This window comes from Leisingera sp. ABM4_060 (assembly GCF_056158765.1).
The window spans coordinates 1,982,932-2,004,041 of record NZ_JBSWTX010000001.1 but is presented as its reverse complement, the minus strand read 5'-3'; the positions used below and the strand labels follow the sequence as shown (position 1 = coordinate 2,004,041).

At 64.9% G+C, this 21,110-nt stretch carries 18 protein-coding genes; 9 read left to right on the top strand and 9 right to left on the bottom strand.

Annotated elements, in window-relative coordinates; translation table 11 throughout:
- Window positions 1–111: 111 nt before the first annotated feature.
- From ACXAEH_RS09930 to ACXAEH_RS09905, 6 genes are all read right to left on the bottom strand, one after another.
- Window positions 112–651, bottom strand: a complete 540-nt coding sequence (locus ACXAEH_RS09930) for an adenine phosphoribosyltransferase (protein ID WP_475032403.1) — start codon at window positions 649–651, stop codon at window positions 112–114.
- Window positions 652–812: 161 nt separating this feature from the next.
- On the bottom strand, window positions 813–1,442 hold the full coding sequence (locus tag ACXAEH_RS09925; protein WP_475032402.1) for a LysE family translocator: 630 nt from the start codon (window positions 1,440–1,442) through the stop codon (window positions 813–815).
- A 53-nt stretch (window positions 1,443–1,495) separates the two neighbouring features.
- Complete coding sequence (locus ACXAEH_RS09920; RefSeq protein ID WP_475032401.1) at window positions 1,496–2,506, bottom strand: DUF418 domain-containing protein; 1,011 nt, start codon at window positions 2,504–2,506, stop codon at window positions 1,496–1,498.
- A gap of 120 nt (window positions 2,507–2,626) precedes the next feature.
- On the bottom strand, window positions 2,627–3,490 hold the full coding sequence (locus ACXAEH_RS09915) for an S-methyl-5'-thioadenosine phosphorylase (RefSeq protein WP_475035554.1): 864 nt from the start codon (window positions 3,488–3,490) through the stop codon (window positions 2,627–2,629).
- 210 nt (window positions 3,491–3,700) lie between these two features.
- Window positions 3,701–4,186 carry a hypothetical protein gene (locus ACXAEH_RS09910; protein WP_475032399.1) on the bottom strand — a complete coding sequence of 162 codons (486 nt, stop codon included), beginning with the start codon at window positions 4,184–4,186 and terminating at the stop codon, window positions 3,701–3,703.
- A gap of 1,195 nt (window positions 4,187–5,381) precedes the next feature.
- Window positions 5,382–5,945, bottom strand: coding sequence for a hypothetical protein (locus tag ACXAEH_RS09905; RefSeq protein ID WP_475032397.1), 564 nt, complete (start codon window positions 5,943–5,945; stop codon window positions 5,382–5,384).
- Between the two features lie 191 nt (window positions 5,946–6,136).
- On the opposite strand from ACXAEH_RS09905, the gene ACXAEH_RS09900 reads away from it, so the two are divergent.
- Entirely contained in the window at window positions 6,137–7,780 is a 1,644-nt protein-coding gene (locus ACXAEH_RS09900) for a SulP family inorganic anion transporter (protein WP_475032395.1), read from the top strand.
- Between the two features lie 280 nt (window positions 7,781–8,060).
- On the opposite strand, the gene ACXAEH_RS09895 is transcribed toward ACXAEH_RS09900, so the two are convergent.
- Together ACXAEH_RS09895 and ACXAEH_RS09890 are read right to left on the bottom strand one after the other, a co-directional pair.
- A complete protein-coding gene (locus tag ACXAEH_RS09895) occupies window positions 8,061–8,702 on the bottom strand; it encodes a CatB-related O-acetyltransferase (protein ID WP_475032393.1) in 642 nt (213 codons plus the stop codon).
- An 8-nt stretch (window positions 8,703–8,710) separates the two neighbouring features.
- Window positions 8,711–9,316 (bottom strand): flavin reductase family protein, encoded by a 606-nt coding sequence (locus tag ACXAEH_RS09890; protein ID WP_475032391.1) that lies wholly within the window; start codon window positions 9,314–9,316, stop codon window positions 8,711–8,713.
- Between the two features lie 123 nt (window positions 9,317–9,439).
- On the opposite strand from ACXAEH_RS09890, the gene ACXAEH_RS09885 reads away from it, so the two are divergent.
- The 4 genes from ACXAEH_RS09885 to ACXAEH_RS09870 all read left to right on the top strand — a co-directional run bounded on the left by ACXAEH_RS09885 (window position 9,440) and on the right by ACXAEH_RS09870 (window position 11,998).
- Window positions 9,440–9,928: a GNAT family N-acetyltransferase gene (locus ACXAEH_RS09885; RefSeq protein ID WP_475032389.1), complete on the top strand. Its 489-nt coding sequence runs from the start codon at window positions 9,440–9,442 to the stop codon at window positions 9,926–9,928.
- Between the two features lie 47 nt (window positions 9,929–9,975).
- On the top strand, window positions 9,976–10,749 hold the full coding sequence (locus ACXAEH_RS09880) for an EcsC family protein (protein ID WP_475032387.1): 774 nt from the start codon (window positions 9,976–9,978) through the stop codon (window positions 10,747–10,749).
- A gap of 67 nt (window positions 10,750–10,816) precedes the next feature.
- Window positions 10,817–11,329, top strand: coding sequence for a DUF1178 family protein (locus ACXAEH_RS09875; RefSeq protein WP_475032385.1), 513 nt, complete (start codon window positions 10,817–10,819; stop codon window positions 11,327–11,329).
- Window positions 11,330–11,356: 27 nt separating this feature from the next.
- The gene (locus ACXAEH_RS09870; RefSeq protein WP_475032384.1) at window positions 11,357–11,998 is read left to right on the top strand and encodes an SDR family oxidoreductase; all 642 of its coding nucleotides are present in this window, start codon (window positions 11,357–11,359) and stop codon (window positions 11,996–11,998) included.
- A gap of 298 nt (window positions 11,999–12,296) precedes the next feature.
- On the opposite strand, the gene ACXAEH_RS09865 is transcribed toward ACXAEH_RS09870, so the two are convergent.
- Window positions 12,297–14,063 (bottom strand): trypsin-like peptidase domain-containing protein, encoded by a 1,767-nt coding sequence (locus ACXAEH_RS09865; protein ID WP_475032382.1) that lies wholly within the window; start codon window positions 14,061–14,063, stop codon window positions 12,297–12,299.
- 305 nt (window positions 14,064–14,368) lie between these two features.
- Here ACXAEH_RS09865 and ACXAEH_RS09860 point away from each other — a divergent pair, with 305 nt between their 5' ends.
- The 4 genes from ACXAEH_RS09860 (at window position 14,369) to ACXAEH_RS09845 (ending at window position 20,951) form a co-directional block, all read left to right on the top strand.
- Window positions 14,369–15,310, top strand: a complete 942-nt coding sequence (locus ACXAEH_RS09860) for a glycine--tRNA ligase subunit alpha (RefSeq protein ID WP_475032380.1) — start codon at window positions 14,369–14,371, stop codon at window positions 15,308–15,310.
- Between the two features lie 17 nt (window positions 15,311–15,327).
- The gene (locus tag ACXAEH_RS09855; RefSeq protein WP_475032378.1) at window positions 15,328–15,861 is read left to right on the top strand and encodes a DUF6446 family protein; all 534 of its coding nucleotides are present in this window, start codon (window positions 15,328–15,330) and stop codon (window positions 15,859–15,861) included.
- Between the two features lie 76 nt (window positions 15,862–15,937).
- Window positions 15,938–18,142, top strand: coding sequence for a glycine--tRNA ligase subunit beta (gene glyS, locus ACXAEH_RS09850; protein ID WP_475032376.1), 2,205 nt, complete (start codon window positions 15,938–15,940; stop codon window positions 18,140–18,142).
- A 232-nt stretch (window positions 18,143–18,374) separates the two neighbouring features.
- Window positions 18,375–20,951 (top strand): putative PEP-binding protein, encoded by a 2,577-nt coding sequence (locus ACXAEH_RS09845; RefSeq protein WP_475032374.1) that lies wholly within the window; start codon window positions 18,375–18,377, stop codon window positions 20,949–20,951.
- Window positions 20,952–21,110 lie beyond the last annotated feature (159 nt).

Here is a 21,110-nt window from a genome sequence, read left to right as displayed (position 1 = left end):
TCAGGCTCCTTCAGGAGCCTGAAAGGCCATGCCCAACTGGTGAAGCCCATTCTATGAATGGGTTGAGACGGGCGGGAGTGTTTTTCTGTGGTATGTGCCAGGCAGGAGCAGTCAAAGACCTTCGAATTCACAGAGCACATGCACATCCATGCCCGCGTCCTCCAGCAGCTTGCGGCCGCCCAGTTCGGGCAGGTCGACGATGAAGGAGCAGGACACGATCTCACCGCCCAGCCGCTCGATCAGCTTGATGCCTGCACCCGCGGTGCCGCCGGTCGCCAGCAGGTCGTCCACCACCAGGATCTTTTCGCCCGGCTTGATGGCATCGTTGTGGATCTCGACGATCGCCTCGCCGTATTCCAGCTTGTACTCCTGGCTGATGGTGGTGCCGGGCAGCTTGCCCTTTTTGCGGACCGGCACAAAGCCGACGCTCAGCTGGTGGGCAATGGCGCCGCCCAGGATGAAGCCGCGGGCCTCAAGCCCCACCACCTTGTCGATGCGCTCGCCCGCATAGGGGTGCAGCATCTGGTCGATCGCCATGCGAAAACCGCGCGGATCGGCAAACAGGGTGGTCACGTCGCGGAACATGATCCCTTCATGGGGAAAGTCCACGATGGTGCGGATGTAATCCTTGACGTCAGCTTTCCTGGGCATGGGCGGGCTCCCCTTGGCTCAATTCATCTTTACTGGCCAGGTCTGACCCGGGCCACCGGCGGTTTCGCCGAAGCGGCCGGTTCATGCAAGGGGGAACCGGTGTCTTTCCCGCCGAAGTGACCGCCCGGGCGAGGGCTGGGCCAGACGCTCAGGCCGGCTGTTCAGGCCGGGCGGCGCAGCAGCGCGGTGGCGGCCCCCATACCGATCAGCGCCAGCCCGCCGGTACGGGTCACCGCGGCAGCAGCTGCGGGCCTGGCAATCCAGCGCCTCAGCTTGTCCGCCAGCAATGCATAGGCCAGGGTGTTCAGCGCGGCGAGGCCCACGAATGTTGCTATCAGAACGGCAAACTGCGGCGCCAGGCTGTTCCCGGGCTGGAGGAACTGCGGCACAAAGGCAATGAAGAAAGCAATGGATTTCGGGTTCAGCGCCGTCACTGCCGCGGCATGGCCAAAGACACCGCGGGCCTGCACGCTGCTGTCCGGCTTGAACCGCTCAACCGCCGCTGCCGGCGCGCTGCGCCACAGCTTTATCCCCAGCCAGACGAGATAGGCGGCGCCTGCCCATTTCAGTATGGAAAACAGCGTTGCGGATGCGAGCACCAGCGCACCCAGCCCTGCCAGCGAGGCGCTCATGGCAATGAAATCCCCCAAGGCCACGCCAAGCGCCGAGGCCACCGCCACCTGCCGCCCCTTGGAGAGCGCATAGCTCAGCACAAGCAGCACGGTCGGCCCCGGGATCATCAGAAGGGCGATGGACGCGGCGCAGAAGGCCAGCCAAAGGTTCAGGTCCATGGGTCTCTCCAGGCATAGGTTCGATTGCAGCAAGCCCGGGAAACAGCCCCGCGTCAACGGGGGAAACTTGTGCTCCAGCGCATCAGCGCCTCCAGCGGGCCGCGTTTGGCAATGAGGAGCCAGACCCGGGACAGCACCATCGACAAGACGCAGAAACCCAGAGAATAGCCGAAAATCCGGGCTGCGCTGAGGGAGCCATCCAGCTGCCCCAAGGCCTCCAGCGTGCCCATGCCCAGCAGGATATGCGCCACGTAAAGGCTCAGCGCCTGCTGCCCCGGTGCCGCCAGCCATTCGGCCAGTCCGGCCCTGTGCAATGCGGGCCCCGCCGCCAGCAGCAGCCCGGTGACCGCCAGAGCGCTGCCGGAGGCCGAGACAATGTAGAACGGCCCTGGCGGGATGGCACTGGTGTTTACCAGGTCGATCAGCTCTGGATCCTGCACCAGCAGGCCCGGCAGGGCGCCCGCCGCCGCTGCAACTGCCCCCCACAGCACCAGTTGCGTCTGCACGCTGCTGCTGGCCAGGTTCAGGCGGCCGGCCCACATGCCCAGAAACAGGAAGGCGGTCCAGGGAAATACCGGGTGCCAGCCGTTGAAGAAGGAATGGCGCAGAAAGCCTTCGAGGGTCCAGAAATCCGCGTAGGTCAGGGTTTCCCAATCCCAATGCGCCTCGTAGTCCAGAGCCAGAAGCGCGGCCAGCCCGGTCAGCAGCGTGCCAGCGGCGGCCCAGAGAAGCGTTCGGCTGGACGCTGTCAGGAAGGGCAGCGCCGCCAGGAAGTAGAGCGCGTAGAAATGCAGGATATCGGCGTCGAAAACGGTCAGGTTCAGCACGCCGGCCGCAAACAGGAACAGCGCCCGGCGGAACAGGGTGGCCCGGTCCGGGCGGCCCAGCGACACCCCGATCCCGGCCAGCACCACAAACAGCGCCGCGGCGCGGCCTTCCAGCGCGTTGGTGAACAGCGAGATGGCATCATCGCCGGGTGCCACCTGCGCGGCGATGCGGAAGTTGACCAGCACCATGCCGCAAAAGGCGAGGAAACGGGCAATGTCCAATCCGTGCAGGCGCATGGGAAAGTCCTGAAATCAGCGGGTTCAACCTGCCGCAAGATAAAGGCACGGAGGCCGGAAAAGAAAAGGGGCGGCACCCTGCGGCCCGCCCCCAAGCTTGCTGTCTGTTGCCGTCCGGCCTCAGCCCAGCACCCGGCCCGCAACCGCGTCCAGCTTGGCCAAAAGCGCCGGGTCGCGCTTTTCGGGCGCGGTCATGATCGCGTATTCCAGCGCGGTGTCGCAGCCGTGCGGGCAGGCCGCGCGGGTCTGCCCCAGGAGTCCGGGCAGGCGGCGCACCAGTGTGCGCGCATTGGCCGAGTTTCCTTGCAAAGTCGCAATGATTTCAGTGATTTCCACGGCGCCGTGCTCCGGGTGCCAGCTGTCGTAGTCGGTGACCATGGCGATGGAGGCATAGCACAGCTCCGCCTCGCGGGCGAGCTTGGCTTCGGGCATGTTGGTCATGCCGATGACGTCGCAGCCCCATTGCTCGCGGTAGAGTTTGCTTTCCGCCATCGAGGAGAACTGCGGTCCTTCCATGCACAGGTAGGTGCCGCCGCGATGGACCTTGACGCCAGCATCCCGCGCCGCGGCCTCCGCCGCGTCAGAGAGCCGCTCGCAGGTCGGATGCGCGACGCTCACATGGGCAACACAGCCGGTGCCGAAAAAGCTTTTCTCGCGCGCGAAGGTGCGGTCAATGAATTGATCCACAACAACAAAATCGCCCGGCGCCATCTCCTCGCGGAACGACCCGCAGGCCGAGACCGAGAACACATCCGTCACCCCCAACCGCTTCAGCGCATCGATATTGGCGCGGTAGGGGACCTCGGTCGGCGAATGCACATGGCCGCGGCCGTGGCGGGGCAGGAAGGCCATCTTCACACCGTCCAGGGAGCCGGTCAGGATCTGGTCCGACGGCGCCCCCCAAGGGGTTTCCACCGAGACCCATTCGGCGCCTTCCAGCCCGTCGATTTCATAAATGCCCGAGCCGCCGATCACGGCAATCATGGTTTCACGGGGTGTTGCTGCGGTCACGTGCTGCCCTCCTGATGCTGCTGGTTGGGATATGCGCAAGCGGCGCCGGATTTGGCAAGAGCAAGGTGATAAACAGGGGGTGACACGCGTGCACCGGCTGTGCACCACCCGTGCACCGGAGGGGTGCCGCACGGTCGGGTTTTGCCTTCGGCAAGAGTATTTGGGAAAGATGAAAAGGCGGGGCTATTCGCGCCGGATGATCCCGGTCAGCGCCGCGGCACCCAGGGCGGTGACGATCCAGCCCAGGGTGGTGAAGACCCAGCGCTGCCACCAGAGGTGATACCCCCAGGCGCCGCGCTCGGCCGAGGGGGCCCAGGCGTCGGTCTGGCCGAAGTCGATGATGGGGATCACCACGTCCGCGGCATAGGCGAGGGAGTGGAAGCTCTCCCAGTCGCGGCCAGTGGGTGTTTTTGAGGTCCAGGTGGCCGCGGCGTTGCCTTCCAAGGGAAGGGTGTTCCACTCCGGGTGCTGGAGCATGACGGCGGAGTTCGGGGCGAAGTCCCCTGCGTACCAGGTACCGATCGTGGCGATCCAGAAGGCAGCGATTAGGCCGGTCAGAACGGCCAGGCTGCGGAAGGGTTTGTACCCGTAGCCGACAACAATGCGCAGCAGAATGCCTGCGACGTGCTCTCCGCTCAGCAGCAGGCGGCTGGAAATTGCTATACCCATTTCCGGAGCTAACCGCCTAACATTGGCTATCTCACGGCGCAGTTCTTGACGCCGCTGTTCACCAAGTTTGCGTGAGAGTGTGTAAAGTACTTCTCGTGCTTCTCTCTCATGCCCCATGTTGTTGAGAACTTGGGCGAGCTGTTTGTAGGGTTGGGGGTAGAAGCTATCCTGCTGCCCCTCGCTCAATTTTAGCCATTCCAGCCGCTTAGTTGCGTTTGTGGAACCGTGAAGAATAGTATACCTGAAGCCGTTAATGTTTAGTGGGCCTCGACAGGCGGTTTCCCAATCAATTTGGTTGTCTACTAGATCCCTGGCGAAGGCTGCGGTCAGATCGATACCACCTACAAATTTTGTCTTACCATCAAGGAACAAATTCGAGTTTACCTTGGCGTCTTGCATATCGAGTGAAACATCACCTTTCTTGATGTGCCTAAAAGTCGTCCCCGTGATCGAAAGCTGGCCGTTTACTTCGACCCCGACAAAATTTGAGAACCCGTGAACTTTTAAATCTCTCAAAAAACAGTCACTTCTGAATTTGGCGGCTTGGAAATGTAACGGGGGCAAGCTGTAAGATTTAAGTTCTATGCGTTCCAAAATTACTTGTGAGTGGAATTCAGATTCCGCAAAATGCAGATGTGTTACGGCACAGTTCTCAATGTTGAGCGGGCTGCGCCAGATTGACCGTTCGGCAGTTATTCCCATAGAAAAGCGGCAATCAAGTAGACTAAGCGAATGATGAACATTAACCTCCGTGAGATCTAATTGGCCTATAATATACCCCCCCTATTATCTTTATGCCTTGTTGCGCAGAAGGGGAATTGATCTTCTTCTCAAGAAAAAAACGTAAGACACCGGATCTTACCGAGCGGCGTTCAGGAATGTTGTTCCAGTTACTCTGCGTTTCTGGGAGTTCCTTGCGGATGCCCAATATGCAAGGGTGTCCAACTTCTACAGCTCTTTTGAGCTTCAACTCCGCTTCCGTAGCCGTCGGTTCAATCTCCGCCCAAGAGGTAAAGCGCTGCATTGATGTATCCTTCAACTCAATGCCCAACTCATGCGCAGGGAAACCATACTTGGCAAGACTGGTGGCGAGCCGCCAACCCTTAACAAACGCTAAAGTTTAACGTCAGCGGTTTTGACCCAATGTTTCGTGCGCGAAACATTGGGGCAGTATTGCTGACCTGTTTGCGGAGTGTCAGTCCAGCAGGCTGCGGGCGGCGGCTTGGGTCTGGAAATCGGCAAAGGCCGCGGCAAAGCCTGCCAGCGGCCAGGTGAGGTCCTGCGCCATGCCATGGCGGTCGCGGAAGGTGAAGCGGAAGGCGCCGCCCGATTGCATCCGGGCGATCAGCACATCCGCTTCCTCGCCGGTGAACGTGCAGCTGAGGCCGGTCAGGCAGCCGGGGGCGCGGCTGCGCCAGGCGGTCTCTCCATTCTGGTCGATGCGGAAGCCGCCGGGGGTGAACAGGGTGCCGGGCTCGATGCCGAAGTCTGCCTTCCAGCCGCCGTCCTGCGGCGTGATGAACAGGAACTGGGCGGCGAACTTCGGGTGCGGCGAGAACACGTCCACCCAGCGGATGTAGCAGCGCTGGACCAGGGTGCCGTCCTCCTCGCGCTCATCGCAGACCGAGTTCCAGATGCCGAAGCTTTCGTAGTGCTTGACCCGCCAATTGCCGGGGGTGTCGTTGCCGTCGCGGTCCTGGGCTGCGGCCGGGGCGGCAGGGACGGCGAGGAGGGCGAGGCAGGTGAAGAGGGCGCGCATGGGTCATCTCCCGGGGTGACGGCAGCAGCCTGCGGCTGACGGGAAAGCGGTGCAAGTCACATTGGCGCGACGGCTGATGCGCGGGCGGCTGGCGGGCGGAGGGAGAGCGGGGCAATCAAACCTTGTGGCAAAGGCGGATTTCCGCTAGGGGCGGGCAGCGAACCCCCATCCTCCCGAGCACAGGTACTGACATGAGACGCGCAGCCGTGGCTTTGCTGGCCAAGCAGATTTCCCCGCCCAATCTTTCGATCATGCAGGACGAGGGCTTTACCGTGGCCCGGGTGCGCACCGAGCTGTTGTCGGGGCTCACCGTGGCGCTGGCGCTGGTGCCGGAAGCGGTGGCCTTTGCCTTTGTCGCGGGCGTGCATCCGCTGGTGGGGCTTTACGCTGCCTTTATGGTTGGGCTGATCACCGCTGTGTTCGGCGGCCGGCCGGGGATGATCTCTGGTGCGACCGGCGCGCTGGCGGTGGTGATGGTGGCGCTGGTGGCGCAGCACGGGGTGGAATACCTGTTTGCCACCGTGGTCCTGATGGGGATTTTGCAGATCATTGCGGGGGTGATGCATTGGGGCAAATTCATCCGCCTGGTGCCGCATCCGGTGATGCTGGGCTTTGTCAACGGGCTGGCGATCGTGATCTTCCTGGCGCAGCTGACCCAGTTCAAGGTGCCGGGCAGCGGCGGTGCGGAATGGCTGAGCGGGATGCAGCTTTACATGATGCTGGGGCTGGTTGGCCTCACCATGCTGATCATCTGGGGGATGCCGAAGATCACATCCGTTATCCCGGCGCCGCTGGCAGGGATCGGTGTTGTGGCGGTTCTGGTCATTGCGCTGAATATCGACGTGCCGACCGTGGGCGATATGGCCTCAATCAAGGGCGGGTTCCCGAGCTTCCACAACCCGTTTGGCACCGGTGAGGGGCTGTATGGCACTGCGCTGGCGCCCTTCACGCTGGAGACGCTGTGGATCATCCTGCCCTATGCGGTGATCCTGGCCGCCATCGGCCTGATCGAAAGCCTACTGACGCTGAACCTGGTGGGGGAGATCACCGGCAAGCGCGGCGGTGCTTCGCAGGAATGCATTGCGCAGGGCGCGTCCAATGTGGTCACGGGCTTCTTTGGCGGCATGGGCGGCTGTGCGATGATCGGCCAGTCGATGATCAACGTGAAATCCGGCGGCCGGACGCGGATTGCGGGCATTGCCGCGGCGCTGTTCCTGCTGTTGTTCATCGTTGCCGCCTCGCCGCTGATCGAGCAGATCCCGCTGGCCGCATTGGTCGGCGTGATGTTCATGGTGGTGATTGGAACCTTTGCCTGGAACAGCCTCAAGATCATGCGGAAGGTGCCGCCGATGGACGCCTTTGTCATCGTGCTGGTGACGGTGGTGACGGTGATGTCGGACCTGGCGGTTGCGGTGGTTGTCGGCGTGATCGTCTCGGCGCTGGCCTATGCCTGGAACAATGCGCGCCGGATCCACGCCTATACCCGCGAGTCCGAAAGCGACAAGGGCGCCAAGGTTTATGAGATCGAGGGGCCGCTGTTCTTTGGCTCCACCGACGGGTTCATCGAGCTGTTTGATGTGGCGGGCGATCCGGATCATGTGATCGTGGACTTTGCCCGCAGCCGGGTGGTGGATCAGTCGGCGTTGCAGGCCATCGAGGCGGTGGCCGGAAAGTATGAGGCCGAGGGCAAGAAACTGGTGCTGCGGCACCTGAGCCGCGATTGCCACCAGCTCTTGACCAAGGCGGGCCATCTGATGGTCGATAGCGATGACGACCCGGAATATGAGGTCGCGGTGGATTACTCGGTCAAGACCGGGATCCTGGGCGGCCACTGACGCCTGGCCGGTGTTGGAAAAATGTCCGCGGTTCTGGCGAACCGCGGGCTTTTTTGTTTTGAAGAGGGGGCTTCGGGCCCACCATACCAGCAAAAGCTGGTCTTGATCCGCCATCACCTGATCCGTGCCTGCCACCGCTCCTCGCGCCGGGCAAGCACAATGGCCGCATCCACGCCTGGCGGCGCGGAGCCTCGGCAATTCTGCTGGCCCGCCGCTGCGGGCGATGCCCGTCCGGCCTCAGGCGACGGCGGCTCCGGACCAGCAAGGGCCGGGTGTGCGGTCAGTCGGGGGCGAGGGTTTCGAGCATGTCGAGATCGCCGGACAGCAGGGCGGGTTCGGCGCGGGTGATCAGTTCGGGCGGCCAGTCCCACCATTTGAGGCTGAGGAGGCGGGCGATCTGCGGTTTGGGGAAGCGGAAGCCTTGCACGGCGCCGGGGTTGCCGGTGACGATGGCATAGGGCGGCACCGTGCCGCGCACCACCGCACCGGCGCCGATGATGGCACCGTCGCCGATGCGGGCGCCCGGCAGGATCAGCGCGTTGAAGCCGATCCAGACGTCTTTGCCGACGGTGGTATCGCGGGTGTCGGGCTGGTAGCCCGCCATCTGGCCCGGGTCGAACACCGGGAAGGGGTAGCAGCTAAGCCCGTCCTGGGCGTGGTTGGCCGAGGCGGTGATGAAGCGCGCGCCATGGGCGATCTGGCAGAAGCGGCCGATTTGCAGCCGCTCGCGGGCGCCGGGGAACAGGTAGGGGGCAAGGTGCTGCGCCCAGTTGTCCGGCGGGTTGAAGTCGGAGGCATAAGAATAGTCTCCGGCCTGGATATTGGGGTGATCCAGCACCTGGGACAGCATCACCGTGCCCGCGTGGGGCGTGCCGTCCGGCAGGAGGATCGGATTGCGTTTGCGGGGATCGGGAAGCGGCATGGCGGGCCTCACTCGCCGGGGCGGGACAGGGAAAACAGGTCGCGCACGACCGAGTAGTCGCGGTAGCCGAGGCGCGCCAGCGGCTGGAAGGCGGTGACGTCGAAGGCGCCGTCCTTCAGGCAATCGTCGCGCAGGTGCACGCCGGTGACCTCGCCGAACACCACCTTGTTGGCCTCGCCCGGCAGGGTGACGATTTGGGTGAGCCGGCATTCCAGCGCAGCGGGGGCGGCGGCGGCGCGGGCGCAGGCGATGGTCTCGCATTCCACCGCCTCCAGGCCGGCATGGGTGAATTCATCCGCCTCCTTGGGCAGGGCGGCGGAGCTGGCGTTCATCGCATCGCGCAGCGCATAGGAGACCACGTTGACGCAGAAGACGCCGGTGGCCGCGATATTGGCAACCGAGTCCTTGGTGCCTTCCTGGTCCGGTTTGCTGCTGGTGGAGGCAAACATCACCTGCGGCGGGGTATAGGCGACCGCGTTGAAGAAAGAGTAGGGCGCCAGGTTGTTCACCCCGTCCGCCGAGCGCGAGGAGATCCAGCCGATCGGGCGCGGCGTGACGATGGCGTTGAACGGGTTGTGGGGGAGGCCGTGGCCGTCCTCGGGGCGGTAGAACATGCGGGGGTCCTGCTCTGGTCTATAGGTGTTTGCCCAAGGCTTACGCCCGTGTTAGGCCAAACGCCAGCCTGCAGGGGAAATTGGCGGAGACTGCGGCGTGGTGAGGGGCGGAGACTTGGCGGCGTGATCGAGCTGACAGCGGAAACTGCGGACGACCGGTGGGAGGTTGAGGCGCTGTATGACCTGTGCTTTGCGCCGGGCCGAGAGGCGCTGTCGTCCTACCGCCTGCGCGACGGGGTTCCGCCGGTGGCGGGCCTCAGCCAGGTGGCGCGCGACAGCGACGGCATTCTGGCTGCGGCGATCCGGTTCTGGCCGGTGCTGATCGGGGACGCGCCTGCGCTTCTGTTGGGGCCGGTGGCGGTGCACCCGACCCGGCAGGGCGAGGGGCTGGGCGGGTCGCTGATTCGCGACAGCCTGGCCAAGGCCGGGGAAACCGGCTGGGCGCGGGTGATGCTGGTGGGCGATGCGCCCTATTACCGGCGCTTTGGATTTACCAAGCTTTCCGGAGTGGAAATGCCGCCGCCGACCAACCCGGAGCGGGTGCTGGGGCTGGCGCTGGAAGACGGTGCCTGGCAGGGCATTCAAGGCCAGGTCGCCCGCTGGCAGGGTTGAAATCAGGCCTCTTGCTGCCGATCTTTGAGAGGGCAGAGGAGGCACATGTGGCAGATATTCTGACAACGGCGCGGGACATGAGCCCGCAGGATGTGGAAGCCGAGCTGGACGCGCTGGCCAAGCGGTACCGTGCGGCCGGCGGATTTGGCGTTGACCTGCTGAACAAGCTGGGCGGCAGCGGCGAGAGCCTGCTGGAACGTTTGCCCGCACCGGTGCGGGAGGGGCTGACAGGAGCCGCGGAATCCGCGCTTCGGCTTGCTATGAAGGGCGCCAGCCGGTCGCGCCGCCTGGTGCCGGACCAAAGGCCGGGTGTCGACCGGGTGGTGAGCGCTGCCATGGGCGCGGCAGGCGGTGCTGCGGGCCTGCCGGGAGCGCTGGTGGAACTGCCTGCGACCACGGCCTTTCTGCTGCGGAGCATTCAGGGGGCGGCCGCTGCCGAGGGTTTTGATCCCGAGGCCGAGAGCGTGACCTTCGATTGCATCCAGGTGTTTGCGTCGGCCGGGCCTCTGGCGGAGGATGACGGGGCGGATCTGGGCTTTGTCTCGGTGCGGCTGGGGCTGCCGGGGGGCTTGCACAAGCTGATCGCCCAGGTGGCGCCCAAACTGGGGGCGGTGCTGGGGCAGAAGCTGGCCGCCCAGGCGGTGCCGGTGGCGGGTGCGGTGGCGGGCGCAACCATCAACTATGTGTTTGCGGGCTATTACCGGGAAATGGCGCATGTGCATTTCGGGCTCAGGCGGCTGGCGGTGGAGGCCGATGTGCCGCAGGAGGAGCTGGCGGCCCGGTTGCGGATGCGGCTTGCGCGCCCCGGAGCCGGGGGGTGAGCGCCAAGGGGCCTTGCACTTGCCTCAAATGGAGATTTAATCAGCCTTTCCTGCTAAGAGGGAAAGCATGATTCAATACAGCCTCAAATGTGCGGACGGCCATGCGTTCGACAGCTGGTTCCAGTCGGCGGCGGCGTTCGACAAGCTGGCAGCGGCCGGGATGGTCTCTTGCGCGGTCTGCGGCGGCACCAGCGTTGAGAAAGCCATTATGGCACCGCGGGTGCGTCCCGGGCGCAAGGCGGTGTCCGGCGTGGGCGAGCCGGAGCGGCAGGCGGCAGCGGCCCCGGCCCCGGCGCCTGCTCAGGTCCCTGCGCCGGTTCCTGCTCCGGCAGGTCCGGGCATGCTCAGCCGCCCGTCCGGGGAGGTCGAGCAGGCGATTGCCGATCTGCGCAAGAAGGTCGAGGAAAACTCCGACTATGTCGGGGACAGCTTTGTGCAGGAAGCCCGTGCCATGCATCTGGGCGAGGCGCCGGAGCGGGCCATTCATGGCGAGGCCCGGCTGGAAGACGCGCGCGAGCTGATCGAGGAGGGCGTGCCGGTGATGCCGCTGCCGTTCCGCCCGGGCCGGAAATCAAACTGACGTAATTCGAAGTGAAGGGCCTGAGGCATGCATGCAGTTGTGACGGGAACCAGCCGCGGGATCGGCAAGGAGCTGGTGAAGCGGCTGCAGGAGGCCGGCTATGAGGTGACCGGCACCTCGCGCGACCATTCCTCGGGCGTGCGGCTGGATGTGTCGGACCCGGGCCAGCAAGCGCGCTTTGCCGCCCAGATCAAGGACCGGCCGGTGGACCTGCTGGTGTGCAACGCCGGGGTCTATATCGACAAGGCGATGGGGCTGGAGGATTATTCGGCCGAGGTCTGGGCCAAGACGCTTGCGGCCAATGTGACGGGTGTGTTCCTGACGGTGCAGGCGATGCTGCCGAACCTGCGGCTGGCGAAAAACCCCAAGATCGCCATTCTGTCGTCGCAGATGGCCAGCCAGGCGCGGGCGCCGGGCGGCAGCTATGCCTACCGCGCGTCCAAGGCGGCGGCCTTGAATATCGGCCGCAACCTGGCCACCGATCTGCAGCCTGAGGGGATCGCGGTGGGCATTTACCACCCGGGCTGGGTGCGCACCGATATGGGCGGCGATGAGGGCGACATCACGGTCGAGGAGTTGGTGGCCGGGCTGATCAATGAATTCGAGGTCCTGACTGTGGAGACCTCCGGCTGTTTCCACACCTGGGACGGCCGTATTCATCCTTATTGATTTCCACCTGGTGAACCGGGCCGCCCGGCACCGGGCGGAAGGCTCCCGCGCCCGCAGGTGCCTGGCTGCGCCAGCCCCCTTGGCAGCCTTGGGCCGGGCGCCGCGCATCCGCGCGGCGCGGCACCGCACCCAGGTGCGGTGCCATGCCCAACGGGGGAAGGGCCTGAACAGGCCCGAAGCCGGGCGGGAGCACTTCGCCGTAGTGTGTGAAAACTCTCTGGCCGGCAGAAAAAAGCCGGTGCGGGGAACGCACCGGCTGATGATTTTGGAAGCGGATGGCCCTGCAGGGGCCCGGCGCTTATTCCCAGCAGCTGACCAGTACGGTCATGCCGGAAGCAAGCCGGGTGATTGCCGCATTGGGCAGGCTGCCTGCGGAGGCGCTCTGTTCGGCGGCGCTGAGGCCTGCGGCGCTGAGGGCGCCGCGGATGGCTTCGGCGTTGACCGCAAAGCTCACGCCTTCCGGCAGCTGCTTGCCTTCGATCTGGCGCGGCAGCAGCATGCCCAGCACCGCACCGGTGCTGTCCAGCACCGGGCCGCCGGCATCGCCGGGCTGTGCCGCCAGATCGAGGCGGGCCACACCGGTGTTGCCGTCCAGGCTTTTGACGTCGGCGATCTTGCCCCAGGTGAGGCTGGGAGCACCCAGTACGCCCTCATAGGAGAAGCCGGAGACCGCGACCTCGGATTGAAGCCGCGGCGAGGCGGTGCTGAGGCCGGCCACCGCGGCAGGCGCCAGCGCCTGTGCGGGCTTCAGGATGGCAATGCCGTCGGCGGTGTTATTGGCGGCAACCTCTGCCTGGTAGCCGTGGTCCAGGGTGATCCTTGTGCAGCCGGCCACCACATCGGAGGTGGTCAGCACGCTGCCGCTCCCGTCCACAAAGAAACCGGAGCGCGACAGTTTCGGCTTGCGGATGTCCAGACCGGAAACCAGGTCGATGCTTTGCACGGCATCGCCGCCCTCAGCCGGGTCCAGCACGCCGTCCAGACGGGTGAAGCTGGCTTGCATTGCCGCCAGCACACGGGCGCGGCGGTCTTCGTCGCCTGCGGGCCAGATCAGGGTGAATCCCTTCACTTCGCCGTTCTTCAGGCTGGCCTGGGTGAAGGAGACGATCTTATCGTTGCGGCCTTCGATGGTGAAGCTGTCACTGCCGCGCTGGCGCGGGCCTTCCAGCGGCACGATCTCCAGCGTTTGCAGGATGTCGTAGAGGCCGAACAGGGTGCGCTTGTCGCCGGGCTGGCTGATCAGCAAAAGCTGGGCGCCAAGATCGCCTGTGCCGGTGTAATGGGCAAAGGGCGATTCATAGCGGTCGAACCCGACCTCACCCGCCGGGATCTGCAAGGCGATGCCGGCCTTGGCGTCCTCAACCCGGGCCATGCCGACAGAGATCAGCGGCGCGTTGTATTCATCCATCAGCACCTGGCGCTGGGCGGTGGTCAGCACGCCGGTCGGCTCAAAGCCGCGGGCGGCCTGCCAGTCGCTCATCGAGGCACGGGTGCCGCGCCCGAAAGCGCCGTCGATCGAGGAGGTGTAGAACCCGGCCGCCTTCAGTGCCACCTGCAGTTCCATCCGCTGTTCGCGGCTGAGCGCACGCTCGCTGCGGCGGGCCTCTGCCGGGGTCTCGTCGGGCAGGGTGGTCTGAATGGCCGCCTGCTGCTGCGGTTCCGGCTCTGTCTGCGCGGGCGCTGCCGGGGCAGGGGCCGGTTCCACCGGCTGGGTGGCATCTGCCGCCACCGGGTAGAACTGGCTGCGCAGGTTGCGGCGGAAGGCGATGAAGCTGTCGCGCGGGATCTGGCCTTCGGCGCGGTAGACCTGCAGCACGCGTTCGGCGTCTTCACGGGCGTAGGGCCCGATCACCACGCCGTACCAGCCGCCGCCAAGCGCATAGCCCGAGACATCGGGCAGGCGGGCGGCATAGGTGCGGGCTTCAGTCTCGGCCTCGCGCAGGGAGGGCCGGGCGGCGATCTGGATCCAGACCGCGTCGCGGCTGCTTTGCGCAGACACCGGCGCAGCGAACGCAATGGCCAGCGCAATCAGCGGCAGGGCCAGAGCGGCAATCAGTTTTTTCATTGTCAGGGCCTCGTATCCCAGCGAACTCTTATTCTTTGGTGCGGAGATTAAGCATTTTGCGAGCGTAAAGGGAACTCCTGATCTGGCGGGGAATTCCCGACCTGTTGCCGCATTTGTGCAATTTTGTTGCCGATTGGGGGCAAAGTGCGGTCCGGAAGGCGTGAACCAGAGGGGCAGAGGGCGTTGACCCTGCCTATAGCCTTGCATATGACCCTGTCTATGCCATTTCTATGGCGCTATTGGTGCCATTTTCGTGGCATTGCAAAGACCAATCACCGCAATTGCAGCCCTAACAGGGATGACAGATGACCCAGATCAACGGCGCGCCGCGCTCCTTCCAAGAGATTATCCTGAGGCTCCAGAATTACTGGGCCGCCAAAGGCTGCGCGGTGATGCAGCCCTATGACATGGAAGTCGGCGCGGGCACGTTCCATCCGGCGACCACACTGCGCTCGCTGGGGAGCAAGGCCTGGGCCGCGGCCTATGTGCAGCCCTCGCGCCGCCCGACCGACGGGCGCTATGGCGAAAACCCGAACCGGCTGCAGCACTACTACCAGTACCAGGTGCTGATCAAACCATCGCCGCCGAACCTGCAGGAGCTGTATCTGGGCAGCCTTGAGGCGATTGGCGTTGATATGGCGCTGCATGACATCCGCTTTGTCGAGGACGACTGGGAGAGCCCGACGCTCGGCGCCTGGGGCCTGGGCTGGGAGGTCTGGTGCGACGGCATGGAAGTTTCGCAGTTCACCTATTTCCAGCAGGTCGGCGGCCATGACTGCCACCCGGTCTCGGGCGAGCTGACCTATGGTCTGGAGCGCCTGGCGATGTATGTGCTGGGTGTCGACCATGTGATGGACATGCCGTTCAACGATCCGGAGGCGATGATCCCGCTGACCTATGGCGATGTGTTCAAGCAGACCGAAGAAGAATACGCCCGCTGGAACTTTGACGTCGCGAACACCGAGGTATTGCTGCGCCATTTCGAGGAGGCCGAGACCGAATGCGCGGCCATCCTGGCTGAGGAGCATCAGGACCCGAAAACCGGCAAGCGCATTATCATGGCGCACCCGGCTTATGACCAGTGCATCAAGGCCAGCCACATCTTCAACCTGCTGGATGCGCGCGGGGTGATTTCCGTCACCGAGCGCCAGGCCTATATCGGCCGTGTCCGGGCGCTGGCCAAGCAATGCGCCGATGCCTTTGTGCTGACCGAGGCCGGCGGCTACGCGCCCGAGAGCGCGGCCTGAGCAGGGGGCGGCATACTATGGGGAAATTCCTTGCCCTGATCCTGATCGTCTCCGGCCTCGCCGCTGGGGGGGCGATGTATTACCTGCAGGTCTATGGCTTTTATGATGAGGTCGCGCTGCAGCCCGGCCGCGACGTGGTGCTGGTGCCGCTGGACGGCGGCGAGGGCCAGCCGATTGCCTATGCGGACTTCGAGGCGATTGACGCCGACAGCTCGCCCATCCGTTACCGCGCCTGTTTCACCACCAAAGTGTCGCCGGATGAGCTGGCGCAGGTCTTTATCCTGTCGGACAAGGTTGAGCCGCGCAATGCGCCGGACTGGTTCGACTGTTTCGATGCTGCTGCCATCGGTGCCAAGCTGGCGGACGGCTCGGCCAAGCCGTTTCTGTCGGTCAAGAACATCTCTTACGGTGTCGATCGCATTGTCGCCGTCACCGATGAGGGCCGCGGCTATGTCTGGCATGAGCTGAATGACTGCGGCCAGAAAGCCTATGACGGCACCGTGGTGGGCGAGGAATGCCCGCCCCGGCCTGAGGCGGGCGAGGGCAACTGATGAGCCTTCGCCCCATGCCCGCCATTTCTGAATTTTCTGCTGCGCCCGCCCGCGCGGCCACGCCCGAGGATATCTGATGCCCGATCTGCTGATTGAACTGTTTTCCGAGGAAATCCCGGCCCGCATGCAGACGCGCGCGGCGGAGGACCTGAAAAAACGCGTGACCGACGGTTTGGTCGAGGCGGGCCTCACCTATGCCGGGGCCGCGGCGCTGTCGACACCGCGCCGCCTGACCCTGGCGGTGGACGGCCTGCTGGCCGAAAGCCCGACCATCCGCGAAGAGCGCAAGGGCCCCAAGGTCGGCGCGCCGGACAAGGCGATCGAAGGCTTCCTGCGCGGCGCGGGCCTCACCTGCGAGCAGCTGGAGGAGCGCGAGACCCCCAAGGGTTCGGTCTATTTCGCGATGATCGAAAAGCCGGGCCGCCCGGCGGCGGAGATCATTGCCGAAGTGCTGGAAGCCACCATCCGCAACTTCCCCTGGCCGAAATCCATGCGCTGGGGTGCAGGGTCGTTGCGCTGGGTGCGGCCCTTGCATTCGATCCTCTGCATCCTGTCGGATGAGGCGGGCGCCACCGTGGTGGATCTGGACATCGACGGCATCAAGTCGGGCAACACCACCCGCGGCCACCGCTTCATGGCGCCGGAGGAGATCTCCGTCACCGGTTTTGATGATTACGCCGCCAAGCTGAAGCGCGCCCATGTGGTGCTGGACGCCCGCGAGCGGGCCGAGGCGATCTGGCAGGAGGCGACCAATCAGGCCTTTGCCAGCGGGCTGGACGTGGTTGAGGACAACGGCCTGCTGGCTGAGGTCGCAGGGCTGGTCGAATGGCCCGTCGTGCTGATGGGCGCGATTGACGAAGAATTCCTGGAACTGCCGCCGGAGGTGCTGCAGACCTCGATGAAGGAGCACCAGAAGTTTTTCTCGGTCAGAAACCCGAAAACGGGCCGCATCGAACGGTTCATCACCGTTGCCAACCGCGAGACCGCGGACAATGGCGCTACCATCCTGGCGGGCAACCAGAAGGTGCTGTCGGCGCGTCTGGCCGATGCCAAGTTCTTCTGGGAGAACGACCTGCGCACGGTGAAGGAGCATGGGTTCGAGCCATGGGTGGAGAAGCTGGAGAGCGTGACCTTCCACGCGCAGCTGGGCTCAGTCGGCGATCAGGTGAACCGCATTGCGGCGCTGGCGTATATGCTGGCGCCCAAGGTGGATGCGGATCCGGGGCTGGCGCTGATGGCGGCGCAGGCCTGCAAGGGCGACCTTTGTTCGGAAATGGTGTTTGAGTTCCCGGAACTGCAGGGGCTGATGGGCCGCTATTATGCCGATGCGGCGGAGCTGCCGGCCGGGGTTGGACAGGCCAGCGAGGAGCATTACGCGCCGCTGGGCCCGTCGGATGATGTGCCCTCCGCACCGGTCTCGGTTGCGGTGGCGCTGGCCGAGAAACTGGACAAGCTGACTGGTTTCTGGGCGATTGACGAAAAACCCACCGGCTCCAAGGACCCCTACGCGCTGCGCCGCGCGGCGCTGGGGGTGATCCGCCTGGTGCTGGAGAACGATCTGCGGCTGAACCTGAAGGAAAGCTTCGAGGCGGCGCTGCAGACCTTGCTGAAACTGTCCGAGTGGCAGGGGGCGCTGCTGGAAGCCAAGGCTGCGGAGAAAGACGCGTCCGGTGAGGAGCTGGATGCCGCGAAGAAGCGCGTGCATGACATGGCGCATCAGGTCGAGGCTGCCAATGCGGTGACTGCGTCCGCCTCTGCGGACCTGCTCTCCTTTTTCCACGACCGCCTCAAGGTCTTCCTGCGCGATCAGGGCATCCGCCATGACGTGATCGACGCCTGCATCGCGATGGAGGGCAACGACGACCTGTCGCTGCTGGTCAAACGCGCCCGCGCGCTGGAGGACTTCCTGAAGACCGGCGACGGCGAGAACCTGCTGCAGGGCTTCAAGCGCGCCAGCAACATCCTCAGCCAGGCCGAGGAGAAGGACGGTGTCGAATACTCCTTTGGCGCCGACCGGAAGTTTGCCGAGGACGACAGTGAGAAGGCGCTGTTCGACGCGCTGGAGGCAGGCGGGGCTGCGATCTCTCCGGCCATCGAGGCCGAAGATTTCGCGGCGGCCATGCGGGGCATGGCTGCCCTGCGTGCCCCCATTGATGCGTTTTTCGAGGCGGTGCAGGTCAATGCGGAGAACGAGATTGTCCGCCGCAACCGCCTGAATCTGCTCAGCCAGATCCGCCAGGTCTGCGGCCAGGTGGCGGATCTCACCAAGGTTGAGGGGTAAGCGGAAACCCCGCTGCTTCTTTCTGGCTAAGGGCTCCGCCCGTTCGGCCCTGAAACCGTCCCCCGGACGGTTTCCGGGACGGCCCTCACACTCCCGCCGGAGGCACCGGCCTTTCCACCCGGAAAGGCCGGTTTTTCTTTGCCGGGCCGCCTGCGGTGTCAGCAATCTGTTACAAGACCCTTGCGCCATTGCGCTGCAGCCTTATGGTGACAGGCAAAGGAGACGTGCTGCAGTGCAGAAAGATTTCGTACAGACCCCGCCGGCCTCGCTGATCACTTCGACTGCGCCGATTGCCACCGCCTCTCATGGCGGCCGGGCGAAATGCCTGCAGCGGCTGGTGCGGCTGGACCTGCCGGTGCCGCGCACGGTGGCGCTGTCTTTTGACGCGGTGCATGCCATTGCCGAAGGGCAGATGCCGGATTTGCCGGCGGTGCTGGGCGAATTCGACCCGGAGGCGCTCTTGTGCGTGCGGCCCTCCTCGGAAGATCCGGACTGGGGCGGGCCGGGGGCGATCCTCAACATTGGCATGAATGATGCGCGCTATGTGGATCTGTGCGACAGCCTGGGGCGCGATGCCGCAGCGGCGCTCTATCTGCGGTTTGTGCAATCTTATGCGGTGCATGTGGCGCGGCTGGATCCGGATGTGTTCGACGATGTCGAGGATGGCGGGCCGGATGCCTTGACCGAGATCCTGCACGCCTATGAGGCGGAGACGGATGAGCAGTTCCCGCAGGACCCGGAAGAGCAGCTGGCGGCGGTGCTGCGTTCGATGGCGCGGGCCTGGGAGGGCACCTCGGCACGGCTGCTGCGCCAGGCCAAGGGCGCGCCGGCCGATGCGGGGCTGGGCCTGGTGGTGCAGGAGATGATCCCCGGTGTTGGCCAGGGCGAATGCGGCTCGGGCGTGCTGCAATTGGTGAACTCCGCCACCGGCAAGCCGCAGCTGACCGGGCGTTACCTGAGCCAGAGCCAGGGGCGCGATGCGCTGGGCGCCGGGGCCAAGGCGCTGTACCTGGGCAAGGACGCGCGCGGGCTGTCGCTGGAAGAACTGGCGCCAGAGGCTTTTGCCGATCTGAAAACCCATGCGGCGCTGATGCGGCAGCGGCTGCGCGAGGAGATGCAGGTCGAGTTTGTGATTGAGAACGGCCGGGTGCATATCCTGGACGGGGTGCGGGTGGTGCGCACGGCGCGGGCGGCGGTGCGGATCGCGGTGGCGCTGGCCGAGGACGGCATCATCCCGCAGGAAGAGGCGCTGATGCGGCTCGATGCGCATATGCTGAACGAGCTCTTGCACCGGCAAGTGGCGCCGGATGCCGCGCGCGACGTGATCGGCTGCGGCATTGCCGCAAGCCCGGGCGCAGCGACTGGCAAGCTGGTCTTTACCGCCGCCGAAGCGCAGGCCAGTGCGTCGCGCGGCGAGGCCTGCATCCTGGTGCGCCGGGAGACCTCGCCGGAAGATGTGCGCGGCATGCATGCCGCCGCAGGCGTGCTGACCGAGAAGGGTGGGATGACCAGCCATGCGGCGGTGATCGGCCGCGGGTTGGGTCTGCCTTGCATCGTCGGCGCGTCGAACCTGAAATTCCACAGCAAGCGCAAGATGCTGGGCGGCGAGGACGGCCGGATGTTCAAGGCCGGTGACATCATCACAATCGACGGCAGCAGCGGCGAGGTGCTGGCGGGCCAGCCGGACATGCTGGAAGCGGCCCAGGATGGCGCTTTGCAGACCATCCTCGCCTGGGCGGACGAAGTGCGCGACATTGATATCCGTGCCAATGCCGACACTCCGGAAGATGCTGAAACGGCACGGAAATTCAACGCCAAGGGCATTGGGCTCTGCCGTACCGAGCATATGTTCTTTGAGCCCGGCCGGCTGACGGTGATGCGGGAGATGATCTTTGCCGAAACCCCGTCGGGCCGGGCGGCAGTGCTGGAGCGGCTGCTGCCGATGCAGCGCGACGATTTCCGCGAGCTGTTCCGGATCATGGAAGGCTTGCCGGTCTGCATCCGTCTGTTCGACCCGCCGCTGCATGAGTTCCTGCCCGCCACCAAGACCGGCCAGCGGGACTTGTCGGAAGCGCTGGGGCTGCCGGTCAGCGATGTGACACGCCGGGTCGAGGAGATGGGCGAGTACAATCCGATGCTGGGCCTGCGCGGGGTGCGGCTGGGGGTCACGGTGCCGGAAATCTACGACATGCAGGCGCGCGCCATCTTTGAGGCGACGCTGGAGGCCTCGCAGGAGGGCGAGCCGGTGGTGCCGGAGATCATGATCCCGCTGGTCTCGGCCAAGCGCGAGGTGGAGCTGGTGAAAGCGCGGGTGGATGCCGTTGCCTCGGCGGTGAAATCCGAGCGCGGCCAGGATTTCACCTACCGGCTGGGGGTGATGATGGAGACGCCGCGGGCGGCGCTGAGGGCAGGAGAGATTTCGCCGCATACGTCGTTCCTCAGCTTTGGCACCAATGACCTCACCCAGATGACCTATGGGCTGTCGCGCGATGATGCCGGGCGGTTCATGTCGGATTACGTCAACCAGGGGGTGTTCCCGGAGGATCCGTTCCACGTGCTGGACACCGATGGCGTCGGGGAGCTGCTGAAACTGGGGGTTCAGCGCGGACGGGCGGAGAACGGGGACATCACGCTGTCGATCTGCGGCGAGCATGGCGGCAACCCCGAATCGATTGCGTTTTGCCGCGATGCGGGCTTTGATTATGTTTCCTGCTCGCCTTTCCGGGTTCCGGTTGCGCGGCTTGCTGCCGCACAGCTTGCAATTTCCGGCAAGACCGGTCAGATCGCTCCAACCTATACTAAATATTAAGAAAAACCGGGGCATCCAGCCGCGGCCGGGGTGACACCGGCGGCTTGGGAGGGGGTCACTGCTTTGCGGTTGCGGCTGGAAAGCTGGACGTTTCGAACCATTTCCATTAAGGGGTGCGATCGCATGTGCCAGGGGAACCTGGCGCAAGCTGCTAGGACG

Excerpts from the sequence above, each read along its gene's own strand:
- ACXAEH_RS09895 (WP_475032393.1), bottom strand. The coding sequence starts at position 8,702 with ATGCCGCTTCCCGATCCCCGCAAACGCAATCCGATCCTCCTGCCGGAC.
- ACXAEH_RS09875 (WP_475032385.1), top strand. The coding sequence starts at position 10,817 with ATGATTCAATACAGCCTCAAATGTGCGGACGGCCATGCGTTCGACAGC.
- ACXAEH_RS09855 (WP_475032378.1), top strand. The coding sequence starts at position 15,328 with ATGGGGAAATTCCTTGCCCTGATCCTGATCGTCTCCGGCCTCGCCGCT.
- ACXAEH_RS09865 (WP_475032382.1), bottom strand. The coding sequence starts at position 14,063 with ATGAAAAAACTGATTGCCGCTCTGGCCCTGCCGCTGATTGCGCTGGCC.
- glyS (WP_475032376.1), top strand. The coding sequence starts at position 15,938 with ATGCCCGATCTGCTGATTGAACTGTTTTCCGAGGAAATCCCGGCCCGC.
- ACXAEH_RS09860 (WP_475032380.1), top strand. The coding sequence starts at position 14,369 with ATGACCCAGATCAACGGCGCGCCGCGCTCCTTCCAAGAGATTATCCTG.
- ACXAEH_RS09905 (WP_475032397.1), bottom strand. The coding sequence starts at position 5,945 with ATGCGCGCCCTCTTCACCTGCCTCGCCCTCCTCGCCGTCCCTGCCGCC.
- ACXAEH_RS09890 (WP_475032391.1), bottom strand. The coding sequence starts at position 9,316 with ATGTTCTACCGCCCCGAGGACGGCCACGGCCTCCCCCACAACCCGTTC.
- ACXAEH_RS09910 (WP_475032399.1), bottom strand. The coding sequence starts at position 4,186 with ATGGGTATAGCAATTTCCAGCCGCCTGCTGCTGAGCGGAGAGCACGTC.
- ACXAEH_RS09870 (WP_475032384.1), top strand. The coding sequence starts at position 11,357 with ATGCATGCAGTTGTGACGGGAACCAGCCGCGGGATCGGCAAGGAGCTG.
- ACXAEH_RS09920 (WP_475032401.1), bottom strand. The coding sequence starts at position 2,506 with ATGCGCCTGCACGGATTGGACATTGCCCGTTTCCTCGCCTTTTGCGGC.
- ACXAEH_RS09915 (WP_475035554.1), bottom strand. The coding sequence starts at position 3,490 with ATGATTGCCGTGATCGGCGGCTCGGGCATTTATGAAATCGACGGGCTG.
- ACXAEH_RS09930 (WP_475032403.1), bottom strand. The coding sequence starts at position 651 with ATGCCCAGGAAAGCTGACGTCAAGGATTACATCCGCACCATCGTGGAC.
- ACXAEH_RS09900 (WP_475032395.1), top strand. The coding sequence starts at position 6,137 with ATGAGACGCGCAGCCGTGGCTTTGCTGGCCAAGCAGATTTCCCCGCCC.
- ACXAEH_RS09925 (WP_475032402.1), bottom strand. The coding sequence starts at position 1,442 with ATGGACCTGAACCTTTGGCTGGCCTTCTGCGCCGCGTCCATCGCCCTT.